At 74.0% G+C, this 13,138-nt stretch carries 11 protein-coding genes and 1 pseudogene; 4 read left to right on the forward strand and 8 right to left on the reverse strand.

Annotated elements, in window-relative coordinates; all coding sequences use genetic code 11:
- Nucleotides 1–287: 287 nt before the first annotated feature.
- Nucleotides 288–955 (reverse strand): annotated as a pseudogene (locus tag ACF08D_RS19175) (IS5 family transposase); the annotation flags it as partial.
- 36 nt (nucleotides 956–991) lie between these two features.
- Nucleotides 992–2,227 carry a geranylgeranyl reductase family protein gene (locus ACF08D_RS19180; RefSeq protein WP_392223897.1) on the reverse strand — a complete coding sequence of 412 codons (1,236 nt, stop codon included), beginning with the start codon at nucleotides 2,225–2,227 and terminating at the stop codon, nucleotides 992–994.
- 166 nt (nucleotides 2,228–2,393) lie between these two features.
- On the opposite strand from ACF08D_RS19180, the gene ACF08D_RS19185 reads away from it, so the two are divergent.
- Together ACF08D_RS19185 and ACF08D_RS19190 are read left to right on the forward strand one after the other, a co-directional pair.
- A complete protein-coding gene (locus ACF08D_RS19185) occupies nucleotides 2,394–3,788 on the forward strand; it encodes a dipeptidase (protein ID WP_392223898.1) in 1,395 nt (464 codons plus the stop codon).
- Between the two features lie 80 nt (nucleotides 3,789–3,868).
- The gene (locus ACF08D_RS19190) at nucleotides 3,869–4,570 is read left to right on the forward strand and encodes an MBL fold metallo-hydrolase (RefSeq protein WP_392224098.1); all 702 of its coding nucleotides are present in this window, start codon (nucleotides 3,869–3,871) and stop codon (nucleotides 4,568–4,570) included.
- Between the two features lie 271 nt (nucleotides 4,571–4,841).
- Here the strand turns inward: ACF08D_RS19190 and ACF08D_RS19195 are convergent, their stop codons facing one another.
- A complete protein-coding gene (locus ACF08D_RS19195) occupies nucleotides 4,842–5,882 on the reverse strand; it encodes an NUDIX domain-containing protein (protein ID WP_392223899.1) in 1,041 nt (346 codons plus the stop codon).
- 229 nt (nucleotides 5,883–6,111) lie between these two features.
- Between ACF08D_RS19195 and ACF08D_RS19200 the strand changes: the two genes are divergently transcribed.
- Nucleotides 6,112–6,306: a hypothetical protein gene (locus ACF08D_RS19200; protein WP_392223900.1), complete on the forward strand. Its 195-nt coding sequence runs from the start codon at nucleotides 6,112–6,114 to the stop codon at nucleotides 6,304–6,306.
- 205 nt (nucleotides 6,307–6,511) lie between these two features.
- Here the strand turns inward: ACF08D_RS19200 and ACF08D_RS19205 are convergent, their stop codons facing one another.
- A complete protein-coding gene (locus ACF08D_RS19205; RefSeq protein ID WP_392223901.1) occupies nucleotides 6,512–7,471 on the reverse strand; it encodes an ROK family protein in 960 nt (319 codons plus the stop codon).
- 371 nt (nucleotides 7,472–7,842) lie between these two features.
- Between ACF08D_RS19205 and ACF08D_RS19210 the strand changes: the two genes are divergently transcribed.
- Nucleotides 7,843–8,820 carry a LacI family DNA-binding transcriptional regulator gene (locus tag ACF08D_RS19210; protein ID WP_392224099.1) on the forward strand — a complete coding sequence of 326 codons (978 nt, stop codon included), beginning with the start codon at nucleotides 7,843–7,845 and terminating at the stop codon, nucleotides 8,818–8,820.
- Nucleotides 8,821–8,935: 115 nt separating this feature from the next.
- Here the strand turns inward: ACF08D_RS19210 and ACF08D_RS19215 are convergent, their stop codons facing one another.
- From ACF08D_RS19215 to ACF08D_RS19230, 4 genes are all read right to left on the reverse strand, one after another.
- On the reverse strand, nucleotides 8,936–10,225 hold the full coding sequence (locus tag ACF08D_RS19215) for a DUF6986 family protein (RefSeq protein ID WP_392223902.1): 1,290 nt from the start codon (nucleotides 10,223–10,225) through the stop codon (nucleotides 8,936–8,938).
- Between the two features lie 153 nt (nucleotides 10,226–10,378).
- Nucleotides 10,379–11,341 carry an electron transfer flavoprotein subunit alpha/FixB family protein gene (locus ACF08D_RS19220; protein ID WP_392223903.1) on the reverse strand — a complete coding sequence of 321 codons (963 nt, stop codon included), beginning with the start codon at nucleotides 11,339–11,341 and terminating at the stop codon, nucleotides 10,379–10,381.
- A 57-nt stretch (nucleotides 11,342–11,398) separates the two neighbouring features.
- A complete protein-coding gene (locus ACF08D_RS19225) occupies nucleotides 11,399–12,184 on the reverse strand; it encodes an electron transfer flavoprotein subunit beta/FixA family protein (protein WP_392223904.1) in 786 nt (261 codons plus the stop codon).
- 187 nt (nucleotides 12,185–12,371) lie between these two features.
- The gene (locus tag ACF08D_RS19230; RefSeq protein WP_392223905.1) at nucleotides 12,372–12,908 is read right to left on the reverse strand and encodes a flavin reductase family protein; all 537 of its coding nucleotides are present in this window, start codon (nucleotides 12,906–12,908) and stop codon (nucleotides 12,372–12,374) included.
- Nucleotides 12,909–13,138: the final 230 nt, after the last annotated feature.

The raw sequence follows: 13,138 nt of genomic DNA on the forward strand, positions 1-13,138 counted from the left end.
GCATCAGCGCCTTCCGCGCCGCCGCCGTCCACGCTCTGCGCACCGGTGGTCGGAACCTGCTGCTTGACCTCGACGGCATCATCCGGTGCGACAAAGACAGCCTGCAGGGGACCTGACAAAGGCGTCGGATGTGTCGGTGGGCGATCAGACAGGTGGCGAGGCCGAGGAAGGCCTCGTGGATGTCGTCGCGTCGCTCCGGGCTGATCCGCAGCGGGCGTTAGGCGCTTCCCTTCGGATCACCTGGCCGACTAGATGAAGATGGCGGCGATGTGGAGTCCGGCGAGGTATCGGCCTCGCCTCTTGCGCTTGGTGACCTGGTTGGAAGGTTGGGGGGTCACCGCCCGGATCCCGCGCTGACGGAGATGGGTCCGGATCGCGCGCGATGAGTAGGCCTTGTCGGCCGGGATCATCTCGGGTGTGGTTCTGGGCCGGCCGGTCCGCCGTGGCACCCGCAGGCTGGCCATGACTTCAGGGAAGGCCGGTGCATCACCGGCCTGGCCGGGGGTGAGGACGAAGGCGAGTGGCCGGCAGCGGCTGTCCGCGGCGAGGTGGATCTTGGTGGCCGGCCCGCCGCGGGATCGGCCGAGGGCATGGTCGTCCGGCTCGCCGGCCGGAGCCCCTTTTGACGGGCCCCGGCCGCGTGCTGGTGAGCGCGGACGGTCGTGGAGTCGACCGCGACGATCCAGTCGAGGTCCCCTTCGGTGTCGGCCTGGGCCGGCAGAGCGATGAAGACCTTTTCCCAGGTGCCGTCGGCGGCCCACTTCCGGAGCCTGTTGTGGGCGCCCTTCCACGAGCCGAAGTGCTCGGGCAGGTCCATCCACGGCGTGCCGGTGCGGTACGTGAACGCGATCGCGTCGATCACCTGTCGGTGATCACGCCACCGGCCACCCCGCTTCGGCGTCCGGTCCGGCAACAACGGCTCGATGCGCGCCCACTGGGCGTCAGCCAGCGACACACCAGACCGACGATCCGATGATCTGAAAGAAACGGCCTAGCCCTGGCGCCGGTCCAGGGCGTCCAGGGCTCGGCGGGCGACGGGGGAGGTGCGGACGATGCCGGCGAGCGTGGTGGCGCCTCGCGTGATGTCGCTGAACGCCCGCCACGCGGGGCGCAGGCCCGTGATCGTCGCGTGGACCAGGCCCGGCCGCTGCTCGAACAGACCGAGCATCCGTCGGCCGACCGCCATCTCCACGCCCAGCCCCGCCTTGATCGCGAAGGCGTAGTTCAGCGCCTGGCGGCGGGCGTCCACGGCGTCGCCCGCCTCGGCGATCCGTACCGCCCACTCCCCCGCCAGCCGCCCGGAGCGCAGCGCGAAGGAGATGCCCTCCCGGGTCCACGGCTCCAGCAGTCCGGCGGCGTCGCCGCAGACCAGCACCCGCCCGCGGGACAGCGGCGAGTCGTCGCTGCGGCACCGGGTGAGGTGCCCCGACGAGATCGCGGGCTCGAACCCGGCCAGTCCGAGCCGGGCGATGAAGTCGTCCAGGTACCGCTTCGTGGCCGACCCGTCGCCGCGCGCGGAGATCACGCCCACGGTGAGGGTGTCGCCCTTGGGGAAGACCCAGCCGTAACTGCCGGGCAGCGGGCCCCAGTCGAGGTGCACCCGGCCCGCCCAGTCCTCGGCGACCGTCTCCGGAACCGGGATCTCCGCCTCCAGGCCCAGGTCCACCTGGTCCGTCTTCACGCCCACATGAGCGCCTATCCGGCCGGCGCTGCCGTCGGCGCCCACGACCGCCCGGGCGAGGACGACCTCCCCGTCGGCCAGCACCACGGCGACCGTGCGCCGGTCCGGGACCGACGTGCCGTGCTGCTCGACCCGCGCCACCGTCGCGCCCGTGCGCAGCTCCGCGCCCGCCTTCTGGGCCTGCTCGACCAGGCCGGCGTCGAACTCGGGCCGGTTGATCAGGCCGAACAGCATGCGCTTGGAGCGGCGGGTACGGGCGAAGCGGCCGTTCAGCGAGAACGTGACCGCGTGGACCCGGTCCTGGAGGGGCAGCTCGAAGCCGGGCGGCAGGGCGTCGCGCGACGGTCCGATGATGCCGCCGCCGCACGTCTTGTAGCGGGGCAGGTCGGCCTTCTCCAGCAGGAGCACCCGGCGGCCGGCGACCGCCGCCGCGTACGCCGCGGAGGCTCCCGCCGGTCCCGCGCCGACCACGACGACGTCCCACACCGGTGCGGAGTTCTCGTGACCGGCGCTCTCCCTGCCGGCGTCTGCGTTCTCGCTGCTCACGATGTGCTTCTGCTCCTGTTCCCGACGGTTGCCGGCCCTGGCGCGTGCCGGTGGTCGCATCCTACGGCGCGGGCCGTGTCCGACCGCTGTGGGAGGATCGAACCCGCGTCCGCAGTGCACCACACGGGGCGCCCGTTTCACCGTCGCACCCACCAGGAGCGTGCCCATGACCGCCCAGCCGACCCGGCCGACCGCCCCGTTCGAGCCGATCGCCGAGACCGTCGCGTCCCTGATGCCCCGCGCCAAGGCGGAGCTCACGGAGCTGGTGGCGTTCCGGTCGGTCGCGGACCCGGCGCAGTTCCCGCCGAGCGAGTGCCGGGCCGCCGCGGACTGGGTGGCGGACGCGCTGCGCGCGGAGGGCTTCGAGGACGTGGCGCTGCTCGACACCCCGGACGGCACGCAGTCGGTCTACGGCCATCTGCCCGGCCCGGAGGGCGCGCCCACGGTGCTGCTGTACGCGCACTACGACGTGCAGCCGCCGCTCGACGAGGGCGCGTGGGTCACCCCGCCGTTCGAGCTGACCGAGCGGGAGGACGGCCGCTGGTACGGGCGCGGGGCCGCCGACTGCAAGGGCGGGTTCATCATGCACCTGCTCGCGCTGCGCGCCCTGAAGGCGAACGGCGGCATCCCGGTGGGCGTCAAGGTGATAGCCGAGGGGTCGGAGGAGCAGGGCACCGGCGGTCTGGAGCGGTACGCGGAGGCGCACCCGGAGCTGCTCGCGGCGGACGCCATCGTGATCGGCGACGCCGGGAACTTCCGGGCCGGGCTGCCGACGGTCACGGCGACGCTGCGCGGGATGACGATGATGCGGGTCACCGTGGACACCCTGCGCGGCAATCTCCACTCCGGCATGTTCGGCGGCGCCGCGCCGGACGCGCTGGCGGCCCTCATCCGTGTCCTGGACTCGCTGCGGGCCGAGGACGGTTCGACCACCGTGGACGGCCTCCCGGCGGACGGCACCTGGCAGGGCCTCCAGTACCCGGAGGAGGACTTCCGGGAGGACGCCAAGGTCCTCGACGGGGTCGGGCTGATCGGAGACGGGACGGTCGCCGACCGGCTGTGGGCCCGGCCGGCCGTCACGGTGCTGGGCATCGACTGCCCGCCGGTCGTCGGCGCCACCCCGTCCGTGCACGCCTCCGCCCGTGCCCAGATCAGCCTGCGGGTGCCGCCCGGCCAGGACGCGGCGGAGGCGACGAAGCTGCTGACCGCGCACCTGGAGGCGCACACGCCGTGGGGCGCGCGCGTGTCGGTGGAGCAGGTGGGCCAGGGCCAGCCGTTCCTCGCGGACGTGGCGAGCCCGGCGTACACCTCGATGGCCGACGCGCTGGCCTTCGCCTACCCGGGCCAGCGGATGCAGGTCGCGGGCATGGGCGGGACGATCCCGCTGTGCAACACGCTGGCGGCGCTGTACCCCGACACCGAGATCCTGCTGATCGGGCTCAGTGAGCCGGCCGCGCAGATCCACGCGGTGAACGAGAGCGTGTCGCCGGACGAGCTGGAGCGCCTGTCGGTCGCGGAGGCGGTCTTCCTGCTCAACTACGCCGCCGCCGGACGGGAGTAGGCCCTCGGCGGATCTGCCGACCGCAGATTCGCGGCCCGGTGGGACCCGGGCGCCCGTACGTTCGCGGCATGACCATGAACGTGGATGTCATCGAGGTACGGCCCCGGCTGCTCATGCTGCGCTTCCCGGTCGGGCAGGCGTACGTCTGGGCCGACGGGGACGACGACCTGACGCTGATCGACGCGGGCTGGGCGGGCGCGGCGCCGCTGATCGAGGAGGCGGTACGGAGCCGGGGCCTCCGCCCGGAGGCCCTGCGCCGGATCGTGCTCACCCACTGCCACCGCGACCATGTGGGCGCGGCGGGCGAGCTGTCCGCGCGGTACGGCGCCGAGGTGCTGGCCCACCCGCTGGACGCCCCGGTCGTCCGGGGCGAGGCACCGGTCCCGGACCCCGTGCTGCTCGACTGGGAGGTGCCGCTGTACGCGCACGGTCTGACCGTGCCGGAAGCACCGCCGACCCGGGTGGACCGGCAGCCGGTGGACGGGGAGGAGCTGGGCTTCGGCGACGGGGCGCGGGTGGTGCACACGCCGGGCCACACGGCGGGGTCGATCGCGGTGCACCTGCCGCACCACGGCGTGCTGTTCACCGGCGACACGGTCGCCTCGGTGGGCCGGGTGGGGCTGGGCGTGTTCCATGTGGACCGTGAGCAGGCCCGGGCGTCGATGCGCCGGCTGGCCGCACTGGCACCGGAGACGGTGTGCTTCGGGCACGGCGACCCGCTGACGACCGGCGCGGCGGCGGCGCTCAAGGCCGCGGTACTGACGGAGGCGGCGCTGACCTAGGCCGTACGACGCAGGGGGGTGCCGTCGGAGCCCGGACCGAGGCGGGCGACGCGGGGCGGAGCCCGTACCGAGGCGGGCGACGCGGGCGGAACCCGTACCAACGCGGGCGGCTCCGGCGCAGCCCGTACCGCCACCGGCACCGGCGGAGGCCGTACCGAGGGCCGCGACGACGGAGCCCGTACCAGCGCGGGCGACGCCCGTACCGCCGCCGGCGCCGGCGGAGGCCGTACGCCAGGACGGGGCGGCGCGCCGGGCGGCCCGCCGCTCCGTCTCAGCCGACCGGTACGCCCGCCTCCAGGTTCAGGACCGTGCCGCGCTCCCGGGCGCGCAGGGCCCAGCGGAGCCGCGCGTAGCGGTTCGGCGGCAGCATCCCGGACGCCTCGCCCTCGGTGACGAACCGCCAGCCGCGCAGCTCGGCGCCCGGCAGCAGCACGCTCCGCGCCTGCGCGGCGGTCACCCTGCCGCCGTCGAAGAGCAGCCGCAGGCCGCCGTAGGCGGGCGGACGGGGAGGTTCCCAGTCCACCAGCAGCAGGCGCGGCACGGCGTCCAGTTCGAGCCCGATCTCCTCGGCGACCTCCCGCATCCCGGCGCGCGCCGGGGGCTCGCCGCGCTCCACGACGCCGCCCGGGAACTCCCAGCCCGGCTTGTAGGTGGGGTCGACCAGCAGCACCCGGTCCTCCTCGTCGAAGAGGAGGACGCCGGCCGCGAGGGTCTCGCCCGTCGGCTCCGGGGTCTGCACGATCCCGCACGGCCCGGCCGCTCCGGTGCGGAGCGCGTCGGCGACGGCCCGCGCGGTCTCGGCGGGCGTGAGGCCGCTGGTGTCGACGGTGTGCGCGTCGGCGCGCAACCAGCTGCCGAGAGCCGCGCGGTAGGGCTCGATGTGGTCGTACGCCCACTGCCGGACGCGCTCGTTGCCCTCCGGGTCGCCGTCGAACTCCTCGCGCCCCGCGATACGGCTGCGCAGTATCGTTTCGTCTGGTGCCAGGAGGACATGGTGGACGGCCGTGCGCCGGGCCGCGAGCCCCCCGAAGATCTCGTCGCGGTACTCCTGGCGCAGCAGGGTCATCGGCACCACCAGGACGCCGCCCAGCTCCGCGAGCATCGCGGCCGCCGTGTCGACCACCATGCGCCGCCACATCGGCAGGTCCTGGTAGTCCGTCACCTCGGCGAGCCTCTTCTGCGGCAGCAGATGGCGCAGCGTCCCGCCGATCACCTCGGGGTCGTACACGGTGCTGTTCGGGATCAGATCGACCAGTTCGCGCGCGGTGGTGGTCTTGCCGGCACCGAACGCACCGTTGATCCAGACGATCACGGTTCCCCCTCCTCCGTAGCCCCCAGTGGCTTGCCCGCAACACCCTGCCACGGAAACCCGCCGGTGCACGCGGGTGTGCGGCCGCGCATCCAACTGTGGCCGGGCTGTTGCGCTTCCGTCGCGTCCGACGGGGCAGACGAAACGTCTCACCGTACGAAGAGATACCCGGACGGACCGTGACGCGGTGGGGCCGGTGTCGTTGGAGCAGGTGATGGACAGGGGGTGTGCGATGGCACGCATGGTGTTGGAGAGGTTCCCGGCGGGCGGTCCGCGGGGTTCGTGGCCTGCGGAGGAGTTCGCCCAGGCCCGGAGGAACGAGGGCGTGGCGGTCGAGGTCGTCATGGACATCGAGGCCGACGCCTTCCTGGTGATCATGCCCCAGTCGCGCGCGCCGGAGCAGCGCGTCGAGGTCGCGGCGGGCTGAGGACGGGGCGCACGGCGCCCGCAGGCCGGCGCGCGTCCGCCGGCGGGCGCCGGGGCGCGTACGCGGCTGCGGGCGGCGGGGCGCGCATAAGTCGGCCGCCGCGCCGGGCGGCCCCACGGCGGGCTCCCCACCCCAGGGCACCCGGCGTCGCGCCCGGCGCCACCCCCAGGGGGCCCACCCAGGGCGCCGCACCCATGGCGCGCCGTCAGCCCGTGTACGACACCGCCTGCCTGCCGTGTCGGGCCTCGGTCGCCGCCGCTGCCGCGCCGAGCAGGCCCGCGTCGCCGCCGGTGAGCGCCGGGGCGACCGTGAGGCGGCGCACGAAGGAGAGCGTGGCGTACTCGCGCAGGGAGCGCCGCAGCGGGGCGAAGAGGACCTCGCCGGCCCCCGCCACTCCCCCGCCGATCACGGCGATGTCGATCTCGACGAGGGTCGCCGTGGCGGCGATGCCCGCCGCGAGCGCACGGGCCGCGCGGTCGAAGGAGGCGGTGGCGACCGGGTCACCGGCGCGGGCCGAGGCCGCCACCGCCGCCGCCGTGGTGTCGCCGTCGGGGCCCGGGCGCCAGCCGTTCTCCAGCGCCCGGCGGGCGATGTGGGGGCCGCTGGCGATCCGTTCGACGCAGCCCCGGCCGCCGCAGGGGCAGGGGTCGCCGTCCAGGTCCACGCTGATGTGGCCGATGTGACCGGCGTTGCCGGTGGGCCCGGTGTGGAGGTGGCCGCCCAGGACCAGGCCGCCGCCGACACCGGTGGAGACCACCATGCACAGCGCGTTGTCGTAGCCGCGTGCGGCGCCCTTCCAGTGCTCGGCGGCGGTCATCGCGACGCCGTCGCCGACCAGCGCCACGGGCAGCCCGCCGGTCGCGGCGGCCACCCGCTCCACCAGGGGGTAGCCGCGCCAGCCGGGGACGTTGACCGGGCTGACCGTACCGGCCGAGGCGTCCACGGGGCCCGCGCTGCCGATGCCGACGGCGGCGACTTCCGGCCACAGCGGCGAGGCGGCCAGTTCGGCGAGGACCTCCCCGACGGCTGCCATGACCGTCTCGGCGTCCTCCCGCGCGGGCGTCGGCCGCCGCACGCGCAGCAGCATGCGCCCCGCGCCGTCCACCAGGGCGCCGGCGATCTTGGTGCCGCCGATGTCGAGCGCGGCGACGAGGTCGGATTGCATCGGTGTCGGTTCCCCCGTGAGACGTGGACGTGCGCGGCGCGGCCCGAGGCGGCCGGCCCGGCGGGGCCGGGACCGCCGCGTACAAGTGCGACGCGGCCCGGCCGGTGTGCCGGTGCCCGTTCGTCCACCACCGTACGGGCAGGGACCCGGGCGGCCGGCCGCCGCCCGGCGGGCTCCGTTCAGGAACGGTTCAAGAACGGTCCACCTCAGTCTCTCCCGCGATGACAACGTTGTCCAGGGCCTATGCTCGACGCCACAGCCCCGTAGCACCGCCCCTGGGCGGACCAACGACCGACGACCGACGAACAGGACAGCTCACCGTGGCCCAGACCGCCCGCCGCCCCGCCCACCGCTACGGCAACCGGCCCACCATGAAGGACGTGGCCGCCCGCGCGGGTGTGGGGCTCAAGACCGTCTCCCGGGTGGTCAACGGCGAGGCGGGCGTCACCGCCGACACCGAGCGCCGGGTCCAGGAGGCCATCGAGGCGCTGGGCTTCCGGCGCAACGACAGCGCACGGGTGCTCCGCAAGGGCCGTACCGCGTCGGTGGGCCTCGTCCTGGAGGATCTCGCCGACCCCTTCTACGGGCCGCTCAGCCGGGCGGTCGAAGAGGTGGCGCGGGCGCACGGGGCGCTGCTGATCAACGGTTCCAGTGCCGAGGACCCCGAGCGGGAGCAAGAGCTGGCGCTGGCGCTGTGCGCGCGGCGGGTCGACGGGCTGATCGTGATTCCCGCCGGTACCGACCACCGGTATCTGGAGCCGGAGATGAGGGCGGGCGTGGCGACGGTGTTCGTGGACCGCCCGGCCGGCCGGATCGACGCGGACGTGGTGCTCTCCGACAATTACGGCGGCGCCAGGGCGGGGGTCGCCCATCTGATCGCGCACGGGCACCGCCGGATCGGTTTCATCGGCGACCAGCCCCGGATCCACACCGCCGTGGAGCGGCTGCGGGGGTACCGCGCGGCGATGGAGGACGCGGGTCTGCGGGTGGACGACGGATGGGTCTCGCTGGGCCCGACGGACCCGGAGCGGGTCCGTGCGGCGCTGTCGGCGATGCTCGCGGGGCCGGAGCCGGTGACGGCGGTCTTCGCGGGGAACAACCGGGTGACGGTGACCGTGGTGCGTGAACTGGCGGGCCGTGAGCGCCCGGTGGCGTTCGTCGGCTTCGACGACATCGAGCTGGGCGACCTGCTGGGCATCACGGTCATCGCGCAGGACGCCGCCGCGCTGGGCCGGACGGCGGCGGAGCGGCTGTTCCGCCGTCTGGACGGCCTCGACGACGCCCCGGCGCGTACGGTCCTGGACACGGTGCTCGTCCCGCGCGGCTCGGGCGAGCTGCCGCCGGCCTGAGCGGCGGCCCGGGGGCAGGGCGGGCCGGCGTACCGCTGCCCCGTCTCCGTGGCGTTCCCGTCCGAACGACCGTGGAGTACGGGGCAGCGGAGTGCGGTCCCGGCGGCGCGCGCCGTTACTGGGCGTGGGCCGTCAGGTCACCCCGGCGCGGGGAGGCGAAGCCGTCGAGGTCCGCGCGGGTGAGTCCGGTGAGGCGGGCGACCTCGTCGGTGCCGAGGGCGCCGCAGTCGATGCCGCGCAGCAGGTAGGAGCTGAGCGCCTTGGCGGTGGCGGGCTCGTCCATGACGTCTCCGCCGGCCTGGTTGGCGTAGGCGGAGAGCCGGGCGGCGGCCTGCTCGAAGCCCTCGCGGTAGAAGGCGAAGACGGCGGCGTAGCGGGTGGGCAGGTGGCCGGGGTGCATGTCCCAGCCCTGGTAGTAGGCGCGGGCGAGGGCGCGGCGGGTGAGGCCGTAGTGCAGCCGCCAGGCGTCGTGGACCTTTTCGGTGGGGCCGACCGGGAGGACGTTGGTGGAGCCGTCGGAGACGCGTACGCCGGTGCCGGCGGCGGCGACCTGCATGATGGCCTTGGCGTGGTCGGCGGCGGGGTGGTCGCTGGCCTGGTAGGCGGCGGAGACGCCGACGCAGGCGCTGTAGTCGAAGGTGCCGTAGTGCAGGCCGGTGGCGCGGCCCTCGGCGGCGTCGATCATGCGGGCGACGGTGGCGGTGCCGTCGGCGGCGAGGATGGCCTGGCTGGTCTCGATCTGGATCTCGAAGCCGAGGCGGCCGGCGTCGAGGCCGTGGGCCTTCTCGAAGGCTTCCAGGAGGCGGACGAAGGCGGCGACCTGTTCGGCGTAGGTGACCTTGGGGAGGGTGAGGACGAGGCCGTCGGGGAGGCCGCCGTTCTCGACGAGGCCGGTGAGGAAGACGTCGGTGGTGCGGATGCCCCGGTCGCGTACGGCGGCTTCCATGCACTTCATCCGGATGCCCATGTAGGGGGCGGCGGTGCCGTCGGCGTACGCCTCGGTGATGAGGCGGGCGGCGCGGGCGGCGTGGGTGTCCTCGTCGGTGCCGCCGTAGCCGTCCTCGAAGTCGACGCGGAGATCCTCGATCGGTTCGTTCGCCAGCTTGGCCCGTACGCGCGCGTGGACGTCCTCGGCGAGGTCGTCTCGCAGGCCGAGGACGGCGGCGAGGGAGGCGGCGTCGGGGGCGTGCTCGTCGAGCATGGCGAGGGCCTGGTCGCCCCAGGAGCGGATGGTGCCGGCGTCGAAGACGTCGCCGGGTACGTAGACGGTGTGGACCGGCTGGCGCGTGCCGGGGTCGCCCGGGTAGCGGCGCGCGAGCTCCTCGTCGACGGGGACGAGGGAGGCGCTGACGCTCTCACTGACCGCGCCCGCGAGGCTCGTTGCCACCTTCTCCTTCTGACCCATTCCCACACCCTCCAAGTTTCCACTACACGGAATCAACAATCCGTATAGTGAAGTTAATGGCTGGTCGTGACCTGCGTCAATGGTCGCCCGCACGACGCGGGGCCGCGCGGTGGAGTTCACCGCGCGGCCCCGGGGGCGCCTTGATCCCGCAGGTCAGCCCTTGCGGGACTGGATCTCCTGGGTCAGCTGGGGGACGACCTGGAAGAGGTCGCCGACCACGCCGTAGTCGACCAGGTCGAAGATCGGGGCCTCGGCGTCCTTGTTGATGGCCACGATGGTCTTCGAGGTCTGCATGCCGGCGCGGTGCTGGATCGCGCCGGAGATGCCGGAGGCGATGTACAGCTGCGGGGAGACCGACTTGCCGGTCTGGCCGACCTGGTTGGAGTGCGGGTACCAGCCGGCGTCCACGGCGGCGCGGGAGGCGCCGACGGCGGCACCGAGCGAGTCGGCAAGCTCCTCGATGATCGAGAAGTTCTCGGCGCCGTTGACGCCGCGACCGCCGGAGACCACGATGGCGGCCTCGGTCAGCTCGGGGCGGCCGGTCGACTCGCGCGGGGTGCGGGAGACAACCTTGGTGCCGGTGGCCTTCTCGGAGAAGGAGACGGACAGCGCCTCGACGGCGCCCGCGGCCGGGGCGGCCTCGACGGGGGCCGAGTTGGGCTTCACCGTGATGACCGGGGTGCCCTTGGAGACGCGGGACTTGGTGGTGTACGAGGCCGCGAACGCGGACTGCGTGGCCACCGGGCCCTCGGCGCCGGCCTCCAGGTCGACGGCGTCGGTGATGATGCCGGAGCCGATGCGGACGGCGAGGCGGGCCGCGATCTCCTTGCCCTCGGCGGAGGAGGGGACGAGCACGGCGGCCGGGGAGACCTGCTCGTACGCGGCCTGGAGCGCGTCCACCTTGGGTACGACCAGGTAGTCGGCGAACTCGGCGGCGTCGGCGGTCAGGACCTTGACCGCGCCGTGCTCGGCGAGCGTGGCGGCGGTGGCCTCGGCGCCGGAGCCGAGCGCGACGGCGACCGGCTCGCCGATGCGGCGGGCCAGCGTCAGCAGCTCCAGGGTGGGCTTGCGGACGGCACCGTCCACGTGGTCGACGTAGACGAGAACTTCAGCCATGGGACTTCAATCTCCTGCGGTGCGAAGAAACTGGGCGGTGAGTGGCTCGCGCGAGCCCTAGATGAACTTCTGGCCCGCGAGGAACTCGGCCAGCTGCTTGCCGCCCTCGCCCTCGTCCTTGACGATCGTGCCGGCGGTACGGGCCGGACGCTCGGCCGCGGAGTCGACCTTGGTCCAGGAGCCCTCGAGGCCGACCTCGTCGGCGTCGATGTCCAGGTCGTCCAGCTCCAGGGACTCCACCGGCTTCTTCTTGGCGGCCATGATGCCCTTGAAGGACGGGTAGCGGGCCTCGCCCGACTGGTCCGTCACGGACACGACGGCCGGGAGCGCCGCCTCCAGCTGCTCGGACGCGGTGTCGCCGTCGCGGCGGCCCTTGACGGTGCCGTCCTCGACCGAGACCTCGGACAGGAGGGTGACCTGCGGGACGCCCAGGCGCTCGGCGAGGATCGCGGGCAGGACGCCCATGACGCCGTCGGTGGACGCCATGCCGCAGATGACCAGGTCGTAGCCGGTCTTCTCGACGGCCTTGGCGAGCACCAGCGAGGTGGCCATGACGTCGGAGCCGTGGAGGTCGTCGTCCTCGACGTGGACGGCCTTGTCGGCGCCCATGGACAGCGCCTTGCGCAGCGCGTCCTTCGCGTCCTCGGGGCCGACGGTGAGCACGGTGATCTCCGCGTCGTCCGCCTCCTCGGCGATCTGCAGCGCCTGCTCCACCGCGTACTCGTCCAGCTCGGACAGCAGGCCGTCGACGTCGTCGCGGTCGACGGTCAGGTCATCGGCGAAGTGCCGGTCGCCGGTGGCGTCGGGCACGTACTTCACACAGACAACGATCCTCAAGCTCACGCCGGCTCTCCTACACGTCATTACGGGGCTGCCTTGTTGCACGCAGCATAGGCGCCTGATGGGACGGTTTCCGCTCGGGGCGGCGGACGCCCCTCACCGAAATATTACTCGTCAGTACATCCACTGGTTTCCCGCTGAGCAAGCGCTTTGAACTGTGACCTTGCCAACGCTCCGTAACCGGGATTCCTCAGTCGCGCAGAGCGTTGAAGCGCCCGCCGTGGTACAGCAGCGGCCTGCCTCCGGCGCCGCCCCCGCCCGGCTCCCCGGCCACGGCCTCGGCCAGCACCAGCCGGTGGTCCCCGGCCGGGACACGGGCGACCACCCGGCACACCAGCCAGGCCAGGACGCCGTCCAGCACGGGGACACCCTCGGGCCCGGCGTGCCAGCGGGTGGGCGCGGCGAACCGGTCGGCGCCGCTGCGCGCGAAGGTGGCCGCCAGGTCCCGCTGGTCCTCGCCCAGGACGTGGACGCCGACGTACTCCGCCTCCGCGAGGACCGGCCAGCTGGAGGAGGAGGTCCCGACGCCGAACGACACCATCGGCGGGTCGGCGGACACGGAGGTGAGCGAGGTGGCGGTGAAGCCCACGGGCCTCTCGCCCCGGGCGGTGATCACCGCGACGCCCGCCGCGTGCCGCCGGAAGACGGAACGGAGCAGGCCGGGCGTGGCGGGCCGGGGCTCCCCGGCGGCGCCGGGGGTGGTGGCGAGGTCGGGCGAGACCGTCATGGTGGGGCTGTCCTTCTGCGGGGGGCGCGGGGAGGTGGTCCGTGGCTGCTCAGAGAGCCGGACAGCGCGCGCTCGTGCCACGGGCCGGGCCGCCGCCGGCCCGTCCGCGGGGAAGGAGTCGCTGGGGCACGGCGTCAGCCTGTCGAGCGGGGGCGCGCACCGTCAAGGCCGTCCGGCGGCGGGCGGTGCGAGATGCGTCACTGCACGTCAGTCGGGTGAGGGCAGGGGGC

Source organism: Streptomyces sp. NPDC015131 (genome assembly GCF_043079975.1).
Classification (GTDB): Bacteria; Actinomycetota; Actinomycetes; order Streptomycetales; family Streptomycetaceae; genus Streptomyces.

What these genes read in the sequence shown, in the direction of transcription:
- ACF08D_RS19220 (WP_392223903.1), bottom strand. Translation starts at nt 11,341, where the DNA reads ATGGCTGAAGTTCTCGTCTACGTCGACCACGTGGACGGTGCCGTCCGC.
- ACF08D_RS19185 (WP_392223898.1), top strand. Translation starts at nt 2,394, where the DNA reads ATGACCGCCCAGCCGACCCGGCCGACCGCCCCGTTCGAGCCGATCGCC.
- ACF08D_RS19230 (WP_392223905.1), bottom strand. Translation starts at nt 12,908, where the DNA reads ATGACGGTCTCGCCCGACCTCGCCACCACCCCCGGCGCCGCCGGGGAG.
- ACF08D_RS19210 (WP_392224099.1), top strand. Translation starts at nt 7,843, where the DNA reads ATGAAGGACGTGGCCGCCCGCGCGGGTGTGGGGCTCAAGACCGTCTCC.
- ACF08D_RS19200 (WP_392223900.1), top strand. Translation starts at nt 6,112, where the DNA reads ATGGCACGCATGGTGTTGGAGAGGTTCCCGGCGGGCGGTCCGCGGGGT.
- ACF08D_RS19215 (WP_392223902.1), bottom strand. Translation starts at nt 10,225, where the DNA reads ATGGGTCAGAAGGAGAAGGTGGCAACGAGCCTCGCGGGCGCGGTCAGT.
- ACF08D_RS19205 (WP_392223901.1), bottom strand. Translation starts at nt 7,471, where the DNA reads ATGCAATCCGACCTCGTCGCCGCGCTCGACATCGGCGGCACCAAGATC.